Annotated in this window: 11 protein-coding genes; 7 read left to right on the plus strand and 4 right to left on the minus strand. The window is 56.8% G+C overall.

Going from position 1 to position 12,220, the window contains the following annotated elements; translation table 11 throughout:
• Positions 1-27: 27 nt before the first annotated feature.
• Both V5S80_RS06485 and V5S80_RS06490 read right to left on the minus strand, forming a co-directional pair.
• Positions 28-2,235, minus strand: a complete 2,208-nt coding sequence (locus V5S80_RS06485; RefSeq protein WP_395169951.1) for a transglycosylase domain-containing protein — start codon at positions 2,233-2,235, stop codon at positions 28-30.
• Between the two features lie 2 nt (positions 2,236-2,237).
• Complete coding sequence (locus tag V5S80_RS06490; RefSeq protein WP_395169952.1) at positions 2,238-2,711, minus strand: DUF5318 family protein; 474 nt, start codon at positions 2,709-2,711, stop codon at positions 2,238-2,240.
• Between the two features lie 26 nt (positions 2,712-2,737).
• On the opposite strand from V5S80_RS06490, the gene V5S80_RS06495 reads away from it, so the two are divergent.
• The 3 genes from V5S80_RS06495 to V5S80_RS06505 are packed head-to-tail and all read left to right on the plus strand — an operon-like array spanning position 2,738 to position 4,778.
• Positions 2,738-3,310: a MarR family winged helix-turn-helix transcriptional regulator gene (locus V5S80_RS06495; protein ID WP_395169953.1), complete on the plus strand. Its 573-nt coding sequence runs from the start codon at positions 2,738-2,740 to the stop codon at positions 3,308-3,310.
• A 29-nt stretch (positions 3,311-3,339) separates the two neighbouring features.
• Positions 3,340-4,257 carry a universal stress protein gene (locus V5S80_RS06500; protein WP_395169954.1) on the plus strand — a complete coding sequence of 306 codons (918 nt, stop codon included), beginning with the start codon at positions 3,340-3,342 and terminating at the stop codon, positions 4,255-4,257.
• A gap of 32 nt (positions 4,258-4,289) precedes the next feature.
• Positions 4,290-4,778: a hypothetical protein gene (locus V5S80_RS06505; protein WP_395169955.1), complete on the plus strand. Its 489-nt coding sequence runs from the start codon at positions 4,290-4,292 to the stop codon at positions 4,776-4,778.
• Positions 4,779-4,780: 2 nt separating this feature from the next.
• On the opposite strand, the gene lepB is transcribed toward V5S80_RS06505, so the two are convergent.
• Positions 4,781-5,575, minus strand: a complete 795-nt coding sequence (gene lepB / locus V5S80_RS06510; protein WP_395169956.1) for a signal peptidase I — start codon at positions 5,573-5,575, stop codon at positions 4,781-4,783.
• Between the two features lie 24 nt (positions 5,576-5,599).
• On the minus strand, positions 5,600-8,770 hold the full coding sequence (leuS, locus tag V5S80_RS06515; RefSeq protein ID WP_395169957.1) for a leucine--tRNA ligase: 3,171 nt from the start codon (positions 8,768-8,770) through the stop codon (positions 5,600-5,602).
• A gap of 157 nt (positions 8,771-8,927) precedes the next feature.
• On the opposite strand from leuS, the gene V5S80_RS06520 reads away from it, so the two are divergent.
• The 4 genes from V5S80_RS06520 (at position 8,928) to V5S80_RS06535 (ending at position 11,979) form a co-directional block, all read left to right on the plus strand.
• Positions 8,928-10,064: a hypothetical protein gene (locus V5S80_RS06520; RefSeq protein ID WP_395169958.1), complete on the plus strand. Its 1,137-nt coding sequence runs from the start codon at positions 8,928-8,930 to the stop codon at positions 10,062-10,064.
• A 123-nt stretch (positions 10,065-10,187) separates the two neighbouring features.
• Complete coding sequence (locus V5S80_RS06525; RefSeq protein WP_395169959.1) at positions 10,188-10,910, plus strand: SDR family oxidoreductase; 723 nt, start codon at positions 10,188-10,190, stop codon at positions 10,908-10,910.
• Positions 10,911-10,933: 23 nt separating this feature from the next.
• Positions 10,934-11,395, plus strand: coding sequence for an SdpI family protein (locus V5S80_RS06530; protein ID WP_395169960.1), 462 nt, complete (start codon positions 10,934-10,936; stop codon positions 11,393-11,395).
• 5 nt (positions 11,396-11,400) lie between these two features.
• Positions 11,401-11,979, plus strand: coding sequence for an NUDIX hydrolase (locus V5S80_RS06535; RefSeq protein WP_395169961.1), 579 nt, complete (start codon positions 11,401-11,403; stop codon positions 11,977-11,979).
• Positions 11,980-12,220 lie beyond the last annotated feature (241 nt).

The raw sequence follows: 12,220 nt of genomic DNA on the forward strand, positions 1-12,220 counted from the left end.
CTCTGTACACGCCAGGTCATCATTCACCTACGGGGCTGGTGGCCGCCGGCCATTATCACCAATATCGGGCACCGGAATTTCCACGCCCGGAATAATTTCCCGCGTCCTCGTCGGAATATTTCCACCCCCGGTCCCTGGCCCCAGTGGCGACGGAATCGGATTCGGCTGCGGCCGAGGAACCTGCGGAGTCACACTAGGACTCTGAAACTCAGGGACCTGCGGAGACGGCGTCGTGCTCACCGGTGTCGGAGGAGCCTCCTGTCGCGTTGTGGTCGGAGCGTACGTCCTCTTGGTCTCACCAGAGTTACCACCCTTCTTTGACGCTGAGGAGCCTGACTCATCGAAGGCCATAAACTCCTCACCCCGCAGGGCGTTATCCATCGTCTCCTTCCACATATCAGCCGGAAGGCCCGAACCATACATCGGACGACCAGAGTAGAAAATAGGCTTACCATCGTGCGTACCCACCCAGACTGCCGTCGCTAACTGGGGAGTAGCACCAATAAACCACGCATCCTTGTTATTACCCGTATCCCCAAGCTGCGCCGTACCCGACTTCGCCGCCGAGGTCCGCCCACCGGCAAGAGCATGACCACGCGAATGGGCAGCAATAGGCTCCATCGCGGAAATAACGTTATTCGCCACGTCCTTATCAATACGCTGATCGCCCTCAACCTTGGACCGATCCAACAAAACCTTGCCTGACGACGTCTCCACCTTATGCACAAAATGCGTCTGATGATACTTGCCATTGCCAGCCAACGTGGACAACCCCGTAGCCATATCCAACGGACGAGTCAGATACTGACCCAAAATAACACCGTCGTACACCTGGCCATTCTTTTCCTGCAGAGTCTTCACACCATTAGCATCAGTCGGGATACCCAACCGGTGCGCCATATCAGCAGTATCCTTCGCACCATGCTTCAAATCATGCTGCATACGAACAAAACTGGTGTTCAACGACATTTTCAGCGCAGTGGCCAAACTACAGGAACCACAGGACTGTCCCTCAGAATTCTGGATAGTCAAATTGTCAATGGTCACCGGGGCAGAGGAATACACCCGTGACAACGACATACCCTGCTCCAGCCCCGCAGCCAAACCAAAAATCTTAAACGTCGAACCCGTCTGCAACCCAGTATTAGCAAAATCCCAACCATTCGGGTCATTACCACCGTAATACCCCTTCACACCACCGTTACGGGGATCAACTGACACAATCGCCGTACGGTAATCATCCGGATAGTTCTTCATACGGTTGTTCACCGTGTCAGTCACAGACCGCTGAACCTTTGGATCAATCGTCGTCGTAATCTTCAAACCCTGAGTATTGACGTCCTGCTCACTAATTCCCGATGCCTCAAGCTCCGCCATCACCTGCGACTTGATCAAACCATTCGTACCCTGAACATCAGAACTCGTGTCAACAGTATTAGGGTCAATGACCTCCGGATACACAGCAGTTGCACGTTCCTGGCCACTAATGGCACCCATGTCCTTCATACCATCCATGACATAGTTCCAACGCTCTTGAGCAGCAGGACGATTCGTCCACGGATCCAACTGCGACGGACGCTGAATAGCCGCCGCTAACACAGCGCCTTCCTCCGGCGTCAGATCACTCACATCCTTGTTGAAATAAGCCTTCGCCGCAGCCGCAATGCCATAAGCATTACGCCCAAAATAAATCGTATTCAGATACGCGCCTAAAATTTCATCTTTCGACCACTCACGCGCCATCTTCGCAGAAATAACAAGTTCTTTTGCCTTACGCGTATACGAATGCTCATTACCCACCAAGGCATTCTTCACGTACTGCTGGGTAATCGTAGAACCACCACCAGAGGATTCCTTACCCGTCACAAGACCCACCGCAGCGCGACCAAAACCCTTCACCGAAAAACCCGGATTCGAATAGAACGTACGGTCCTCGGCAGCAAGTACAGCCTGACGCACCGGCTGAGGAACAGCCGACAAATCAACGTCCGTACGGTTACCATCCGGCGGCACAATGCGAGCCAACTGAGTCGACGAATCCGACGCGTAAATCGTCGCAATCTGATTAGTCTTCAACTCTTGAGGCTCCGGGACCTTCGTCACCGCGTAGGCGGAAAAGAACGCCACAATGGGCGCAAGGATGAGGACAAGCAGCATCACACCCGTCCACAGCAGCACCTTTTTCCATCTCGGCGCCTTAGGCGCCTGTCTTTGTGGTTTTTTGTTACTTACCATTACTACTTCTCCTCTACGCGAGGTTCGGACGCGCCACTTTCTGCATCTACAAGCATCTCACGAAGGAGCACGTTCCACCGGCAATGCACGCACACCTCCACAATATGGGCGGTGATGTCGCCATACGTTGCCGCTAAAGCGTCAACCTCTCTGCGACTACGCGCGGTCCCTGCTATTTTCCCCAAGTTGTCCCCGAATATCCAGACGACATTCTTTAATGACATTTTTCCGCATAGTGGACACCGGCGATCTTGCGGCTCACCATGAAAATCAGCAGCACCAATCAGCCACCGTGACGACTGCCGCAGATCGGCCGCAGAGATCTCCCCTCTACGGTATTCAGCCAGCAACCGTTGACGATCAAGCTCATGATTTTTCGTCTCTATCCAGCTCACCCGCGTTACTATAAGCACAACCACCCCACAACCACGAGCAGCTTTACGCCGATGAGATTCCCCATATAATGGGGCAGACATAATTCTGACTAGCACTCCCGGTGATAATGACCTCAACTGATAAGCCCACCACACACGATCGGGCCGACACCACCCCCGTGGCGGCACAACCTCAGCCCAACGCCACCCAATCCCCACGGGACATCTCCATCAACGAACTCGCAGCACGACTCCGCCCACTCCTCAACAGGCTCGTGCTGATCTACTACCGCCAGTCAGTCCACACTGCCCTCACCGCCAGCCAACTCTCCATTCTCTCGGTACTTGAACACCACGGGCCTATGCGAATCAGCGATATCGCCAAATTTGAATCGATCCGCATGCCAACCGCATCAAATGCTATTCACCGCCTCGAACACGATGGCTTCGTTGTGCGCGAACGCGACAGACACGATCGCCGCGGAGTCACCGTCGCGCTCACTGAACACGGACGGCACGAACTCGACCGGGTCAACGCACAACGAAACATCGAATTCGCACGGTTTATCTCGCACTACACTGAAGACGATAAAGAGCTAGCTCTCGAACTCACCGAGATTCTTGAGCGGATTCTCACCGACCACGACGGCAGACGAGGCGGCGATACCAGTTCCGCGGCGAATCCACGCAAAGAACACTAAACCCCAGCGTCCGAAAACGGAGCACCATCGTGACTAACGAATCCCCGGTCCGCATCCTTATCGCCCGCCGGCCACAACCATCCGACTCCAGTGCCGAGGAATTCGCCGCGTGGGTCGCCCGCACATCACCGGCAATCATTCGTACCGTCACTGTTCTCCCCTCCATTTGGCCCTCGGAAGCACCCGATGAGCTGGGGGAAGACTACCAACGATGGATCCGCAAAGAAACGAAAAAGTGCGAACGCTCTGCACTCCAAGCACTGAGCGATGCTCGCGTTCCCCAGGAGGCACTCGACACACGCCCCTTCGAGTTCATCACCGCAGCCTCAGAAACTGACGCCCTCAGTGCAGCAGCAGCAGCCTTCAACGCAACCATCATCCTGCTCGGATCCCACGCAGCGGCTACCACCGGCCGATTCATCGCCGGGTCCACCGCAGATGCATTACTCCATTGCTCCACGGTATCCCTGGGGCTCGCCCCGCGTCACCTGTGCACATCCAAAAAAGGCATCACACGCATGAACTGTGCTTATGTCGATACGGAACAATCGCACGAGGCTTTACGCAAAGCCTGCGATTATGCACACCGATGGAACGTACCGCTCCGCCTCGTCGCATTCACACCTCATGGCCCATCAATGTACCCCACCGAAACACCGTATAGACACGCTCAAGAAGCCACCCGGCAGTGGCGCGACCAGGCGCAAAGTATCCTCGAGCGTGGTGAAGAACGCGCCCTCGAACGCTGCGCGAGCCTCCACGTCGACCTCGCTATCGGCTCCGGCGACGACTGGGAGAGTTCCATCACCAATCTGGAGTGGAAGAAAGGGGACCTCCTCATCGTGGGCAGCTCGACCCTGGGAGTTTTCGGACACACCTTCACCGGTTCCTCAATCAACCAGATCGTGCGCCATTCGCCCGTTCCTACTGTCATCGTCCCCGTCTAGGTTTTACGACACCACTGTTGAGGAGCACCCGAGTGGATATATCGGAAACACCCTATTCTCATGATTCTGACGACGCCGACCAGCATGTCACCATCGATGCTACGGATTCCGTCCCCTCCAAGCCATCACGGCTCGACTATGAACTCGACCCCCTGCTACGCCTCGAACAACACGCCCGATCCACCCACCAAGCCATTGTTTATGTCATTGCCGTTCCACTGATCACACTGGCGGTAGCTGGCATCCTCCTCTATATTTCGCACAACCAGGGCGGCCCTAACTGCGACGCGGGCGAATCAGCATGGATCTGCTCACGCTTGTACGAAATATTGTTCCCGACAGTGCCAGGGACCATTGCTCTCATTGGCGCCCTCGGGGGAGTGTGGACCACCTATTTTAAGTGGTCACGGTACGACCGCTGGCGCCCGTGGCTCGCCACCTGCTGGGTGCTGATTCCCTTCGCACTCGGCTGGATGACCAGCACCGGGTGGATGGCTATCGCGGGACTCGACTACCGGTAAGCCTAATCACCCTGGATGTTCGAGTGGTCGACCATGCCAATCCTGCTGAACGGCAAAATACGGGCATCCACACGGCCAATGATGTTCTTCTCTGGCACGGTGCCGTGATAGTCATCGTTCATGTGATAGCGCGAATCTGCAGAGTTAGTGCGATTGTCTCCCATCAACCACACGTTCCCCTTCGGGACGGTCACTGGCCCAAAGTAACCACCACCACAGGCCTCTGATCCGTGCTTTCTGTCCACCGGCCGCTGAGGTGGCTGGAGCGTATATGACGAATCAATCGTCTTACCATCCACTGTGATGCCAGTATCACCCGGCCTGCATCGAACAGTTTGGCCGCCGGTTGCAATAACCCGCTTCACCACGTCGTTCTCCGGGGGAGAAGCCAACCCAATATACGAGGCGCCTCGCCGAATGAACTTTTCGATGCCACTGTCGTCATCCGACGAGTGCGAACCAAAGCTGGTTTCATCCCACGACGCCGGACCTTTGAACACAACAACGTCACCCGGCTTGGGTGAACCGAAGTCGTAGGCCAACTTATTAACGAAAACGCGATCATTGTTGCAACCAGTGCAACCATTCAACGTTGGCTCCATCGACGCCGACGGAATGACGTAGACGCGGCCGATCACCATCTGAAACACGACAGCCACAAACAACGCACTGACAACAACGATCGGGATTTCGATGTACCACGGGCGCCCTTTCTTAGCCCTCCTCGTGCTACCTTTCCCTGACGTCACTGCGGACCCCGATAATCCCGAGGCGGATTTCTTCGTGTTTCCAAACATGCTGCTTTCCGTTCCGGGCTAGACCTAGATCACCACATTGACCATACGGCCAGGCACAACAATTACTTTTTTAATCGCACGGTCGCCCACGTGCTCCTTCACCTTGGCATCATCAAGTGCCGCGGATTCAATGTCTTCACGTGAAGCGTCTGTAGCCACGTGAATGCGACTACGCACTCTACCCTGCACTTGGATGGGGATCTCGATGGTGTCATCGACAAGCCACGCCTCGTCGAACGTGGGGAAGGGGCCGTGCGCAAGAGACTCCACGTGACCCAGGCGCGACCACAATTCTTCGGCGATGTGGGGTGCCAGGGGTGCAACCAGCAGGACAGCGGGTTCAACGATCTCGCGTGGGGCACCTCCAGGGTACGTCTTGGTCACGTAGTTGACGTATTCGATGAGTTTAGCGACGGCCGTGTTGTCCATCAGCTGGGCGTAGTCCTCACGCACTGCGGCGATGGTGCGGTGCATGGTGCGGAGGTCATCGTCTGTGGGTGTGGAATCTGTGACGACGAGACTGCCGGTGGATTCGTCGACGACGAGGCGCCACAGACGTTGAAGGAAGCGCTGCGCACCCACAACATCTTTTGTCGCCCACGGGCGAGAGGTATCGAGTGGACCCATCGCCATTTCGTAGATACGCAGAGTATCTGCACCGTAGTTGTCGCAGATGTCATCGGGCGAGACAGCGTTTTTGAGTGATTTACCCATCTTGCCGTACTCCTGATGCACCTGGATTTCGCCATGCTCATTAGTTTCGACACCGTCCATCTGGCGACCATCGGTCGGGGTCCACCACCATGAGCCATCGCGCTCAATGACCTCGGCGGCAGGAATGTAGACGCCGCGGTCGTCAGTATAGGCGTAGGCCTGGATATAACCCTGGTTAAACAAGCGGTGGTAGGGCTCGCATGAGGAGACATGGCCGAGGTCATAGAGCACTTTGTGCCAAAATCGGGAATACAGAAGGTGCAGCACGGCGTGCTCGACCCCGCCAACGTAGAGGTCCACACCACCAGATTTTTTCGTCGCCGTCGGGCCCATCCAGTATTTCTCATTCGCTGGATCACACAGGGTGTTGCTGTTGGTTGGGTCCACGTAGCGAAGCTCGTACCAGGAGCTTCCTGCCCATTGGGGCATCACGTTGGTATCACGTCGATACGTCTTTGGCCCATCACCCAAGTCCAGTTCCACAGTGACCCAGTCTGTTGCTTTCGCCAGCGGCGGGTGCGGCTCGGAATCGGCATCATCGGGGTCGAAGGCGACGGGGCGATAGTCATCCACCTCGGGAAGAACAACCGGGAGCATCGATTCGGGCAGTGCGTGGGCAACATCGTTCTCGTCGTAGACGATGGGGAAGGGCTCACCCCAGTACCGCTGTCGCGCAAACAGCCAATCCCGCAGCTTGTACTGGATTTTTTCAGTGCCGACACCACGCGTGGCAAGCCACTCGATCATACGTACTTTCGCGTCCTCCATCGAGAGGCCGTTGATGTCGAGTCCATCGTCGTTAGCGGAGTTAATGACGGTGCCGGTGCCGGTGAAGGCTTCCACGGTAACATCACCACCGGAGATGACTTCCTTGATGGGGAGCTCAAAAACGCGGGCAAAGTCGTAATCGCGCTCGTCGTGTGCGGGGACGGCCATGATTGCGCCCGTGCCGTATCCAGCCAAGACATAATCGGCAATGAAGACGGGGATGCGTCGTCCGTCAACAGGGTTTGTTGCGTATGTGCCCAGGAAGACGCCGGTCTTGTCCTTGTTTTCCTGGCGTTCCAGGTCTGACTTTGCTGCGATGGACGCACGGTAGGCCGTCACGGCCTCGGCGGGGGAGGCGGCTCCACTGGTCCAACGGTAGATGGCGTCGTCCGTCAGAGAGTGTTCTGCGCGAAGATCGGGCCATTGTTCTGCGACGATTGTGTCGACAAGGTCATGTTCGGGAGCCAAAACCAAGTATTGTGCGCCGAATAGAGTGTCGGGGCGGGTGGTGAACACCGGGCACTCGGCGGAGGCACCTCCGAGCGCGGCAGTACCTACACCAGGCGCACCATTGTCGGAATCGGTATGGGCACCAGGCACGGCACTGTTTGTCGGAATGGTGAAAGTGACTTCGGCGCCTCGTGAGCGGCCAATCCAATTCCGCTGCATGGATTTCACCTTGTCGGGCCAATCCAGCAGGTCGAGATCGTCGAGCAAACGATCCGAATACTCGGTGATACGCATCATCCATTGGGTGAGTTTCTTGCGGAACACGGGAAAGTTTCCGCGCTCGGAGCGACCATCGGCTGTCACTTCTTCATTGGCCAACACGGTGCCCAGTCCCGGTGCCCAGTTGACTGTGGACCGGGAACGGTACACCAGCCGAAATGTTTCGATGACATGTTCGCGCTGCGCATCATCTAGTGTGGCCCAGATATCTGCAGAATTCGTCCCTGCTTCTTTGGCGTCGGCCACCACAGCGCCTGTGGCTGGGTCCATACTCTCGTAGCCGGGGCCGGAGCTGATATCGACATCGCCGGAGGCTAATTTGTCGCGTAATTCCGTTACTGGGCGTGCGGCCTGTGCCTCGGGGTCGAACCACGATTGGAATATTTGCAGGAAGATCCACTGGGTCCAACGGTAAAAATCCTGGTCGGTGGTTGCGAATGACCGTCGTGGATCGTGGCCGAGCCCCAGGCGCTCCAGCTGGCGCTTCATGTTCTCTATGTTGGCCTCCGTCGTGACCCGCGGGTGCGTTCCCGTCTGCACGGCGTACTGCTCGGCAGGCAAACCATAGGCGTCGTAGCCCAGCGTGTGCAGCACATTTTTACCTAACATCCGGTGGAAACGCGCATACACATCTGTCGCAATGTAGCCCAGCGGGTGACCGACGTGCAGACCGACGCCCGACGGGTAGGGAAACATGTCCTGGATGAAAATCCGATTGTCGGGCACGTCTATATCACCATCGCGTGGGGCTAAGTCTCCAGCGGGGTTGGGGGCGTGAAATGTCTTGTCACGAGACCACCGCTGGTGCCAGGCTTTTTCAATGTCGGCGGCGAGGCCCGCGGTATAGCGGAAGCGTGGTTCGTCGTGCCCTGGGGGCGACGCGGGCGACTGCGAAGAAAGAGAGCCTGACGACGTGGAGGGGGAGGCGGATGCTGACGTAGCGGGTTGGCCCCCGCGTGGGCTCTTTTCATTCGGATTTGTCATGGTCACCTAGTCTAGTTGGGCCCTTGATGAGGGCAACTGCACCGGTCTCTAGTTCCGATACTGGCCCGGTACTAGACGTGCGGCCTTTGTATCGGTTCCTGCACGAGGTGGGCTGCGATGGTTACCCTAGGCCGTATAGACGAACGAAGGAGCGTATATGGCTGATAACACTGTCTTTTCCCGCATCGTCAGTTTCTATCGTGACATGTACTCACCGGAAACCTTGTCGGCATCAGATATTTTCGCTACCAAGGCCCAGTCTTTTTCCATTGGGGACATCATTCACCCCGAGGACCAAAAGTGGTTCGCTGCCCATGACAAAGAGGCAACGATTCACAATGGCTCTGTGGTGTACTTGGGTGATGAGCCTTTCTATGGGCTTCTCGCAGAAGTTGATGACGGCATCATTAATCGTACTTTTCCCCACGTCGTTGACCGTCCGGCCTCGAGCCACATTAAACTCATGGTTCTTGGGGATAACGCCGTTTTTAAGAATAAAGTCTCTGGGTATGTGGCTGATGGTCTGATTCAGGTGAAAAACACCGTGGGTCATCAAGGCTCACCCGAGCTTCCTATCACTTACTTCGATGCGCTTCTTGAGAAGATTGATTACGCATTGCCGCTGGTTCGGAGCAACCGTGGGGAACAATTGGGTCATTCGCTGACGCGAACAGCGCAGGCGCTCGCGGAGATCCTCGATCTGAACGATCAGCAACATGCCATGATGACAGGGCGAGACGACCTCAATGTGGGCGAGAGTACATTCCCACTCATTCCGTCGTGGGAGTTGCGCCATGTGCTGATGGATAAGTGGCCGGGGAATCACATGATGATGGATGGCGCCCTCCACATTTCGGGCGATGGTCGTCCCGCGTCTGGCGACATTGCTCGCCTTGAGTTGTATCCGTGGCGAAGCCTACGGCGCGGTGTCATCCCCGAGTGGATTAAGGATGCGATCCGTGCGGGTGATGTTCCGCCGTCGGTGAGTACCGTGGCATCTGTCGTTATCGATGTGTTGGATCGTCTTGACGATGATACCAACGACCTTCTCTTCGTCGTGGCGAACCCGGATGAATGGACTGATGCGATTCGTGGAACAGCGACGGCGGCTGGGCATGGTGATGTGAACCAGCTGTTGAATCGTTTCACGAAAAAGCAGTTGTTATATTCCGATACACGGGACTTAGCTACCGATAATCTCCTTGACCCCTGCGTTGGTGATGGCGCAAAGTCCCAGAAGTCAGCGGAGAAGAGGTTGCACGGGCTTACTGGGGTGGACATTACAGTTAGCTAGGGTCGAGGTGTCCGCTGCCTGGCTCAGTGAGTGGAGGTTCCGCACGAACTGGGTGATTCCATGGCCTGGGAGTCGGCGGCACGACGTGACGTGAATAATCCGGTTGTAAGGAGTTGTGGACGGATGAGCACACCATCACCGACAGGGGATCAGCGCCCAGTGGCGCTGGTCACCGGGGGGACACGAGGGATTGGACTAGCGGTCGCGCGTGATCTCGCGACAACGCACACTGTTTATATCGGTGGCACAAGTGACAGGTCAGTCAACAAGGCCCTCGACATCGTGCCCGGTGCGAAGCCTTTCGTCGCGGATCTCACTGATCCATCGGCTGTGGGTGCAGCACTGGAGGCCTTTCCTGTTACCGAGTTGGATGTCCTTGTTCTCAGCGCTGGGATGTCGATCGGGGGCACCATTGCCGAAGTCTCCCGTGAGGATTGGCTTCGCGTTCTGGATATCAATGTGGTGGCACAGGTGGATCTGATCAGGCAGTTAATGCCGAGGTTGCGCGCTGCGCAGGGCGATATTGTGGCTATTAATTCCGGGTCTGGGCATGCGGCACGCCCGGGGAGCGCACCGTATTGCGCGTCAAAGTTTGCTCTTCGGGCCATTACCGACGCCCTCCGCGAGGAAGAACGCGGCCACGTGCGAGTCACGTCAGTACACCCGGGGCGCGTCGATACTGACATGCAGCGTGAGATCCAAGAGGACAAGGGGATGGCACCGGACGACTATGACGGGTCCATCTACGTACAGCCCGAATCCATTGCGGCAGCTGTTCGCACAGCAATCGACGCCACACCAGAGTGCACCGTTGAGGAAATCCGCGTCCGACCTGTCGTGACGTGAACGGACAGGCTTACACTAGAACCATGATTCTCGGCATCATTCTGGTCATCAGTGCTGTTGCTGTCATCGGCGTTGGTCTTCTTGCGTTCGCGGGGAGACTCCCTGGTAATAGCTGGGTTGGCATCCGCGTCCCCGAGGTTCGCCGTGACCCCGCCATGTGGGAGCTTGCCCACAAAGTCGCTGCGCCAAGCTGGATCGTCGGCGGACTTGCTCTTCTCCTCGGCGGAATCATTGCAGTGGGTGCCTCCGGCTGGGCGTGGGTGTGGGTTTTCGTTGCCGTCATCGCCACGATAGCCCTCATCGGCGTCGGAGCAGCGATGGGCGCACACACTGTCGCCGTGCTTGACGCGCACAACAATACGGACAACGACACGACGTCGTCCTGTTCGTGCGGCGGGCAAGGATGTACCACAGCACAGCCCACGACACCGATTGCCGTTGATATCGATGCTGCCCGGCGTGCCGCGCAGGCTGCGGATTCCTAGACGCTATGGCTACACCGCAGTTCATTGTTGAGCTTCGTGCGAAGATTGGGCACGACCCGCTCTGGCTTCCGGGCGTGACCGTTGTTGTTCTTCGCGACGCGCTGGAGCCGAGTTCGAATGCCCTGGAGGCCAAGCTGGAGGCACCAGTGCTGTCCACCCGCCGAGAAGTGTTGTTGGTTCGTCGCGTCGATAATGGCGAGTGGACACCTGTCACCGGTATCGTCGATCCGGGTGAGCACCCTCACGTGGCCGCCGTTCGGGAGGTGGAGGAAGAAACCCGAGCGCGTGTCACTATTGAATCACTTCTCAACGTGCAGGCCGTGGGGCCTGTTACCTACCCCAATGGTGATGTCACGTCCTATGTGGACACTGCGTTTCGTGCTTCACTGCGGGAAGATTCGCCCGAAGTTACTGTCGGCGATGATGAATCCCATGCTGTCACGTGGTTTCCCATCGATGCCTTGCCGCGCATGCAGCCGCGCTTCCAGGCTATTATTCAGCGTGCCGCTGATGACGCCGACCACGGTGTGGCAGCCACATGGGGTCCACTTCCCTGCGCCCCAGACCAACGTGCTTTGTCGTAATTTACATACCATGTTTACGACCACGTCGCTTTGGCTCGTGCACAGAGCCTCGGATATAGGCAATTTACTTAACTAGCTTCGGATCTAGGGCGTTCATATATGTCGACGGGGGTGGACTCCGAGCTAATTATGCTGAAGTAGCCGGGAGAGGCTCATATGAAGAATCTTCTTTTCTAGTAGTGCGCCTCTCTTCTCACAACATGCAAAAAGGCTCGGGCTTTTGCGCCCGAGCCTTTTGTTA

It is taken from the genome of Corynebacterium sp. PCR 32, from assembly GCF_037464985.1.
GTDB lineage: Bacteria > Actinomycetota > Actinomycetes > Mycobacteriales > Mycobacteriaceae > Corynebacterium > Corynebacterium kroppenstedtii_D.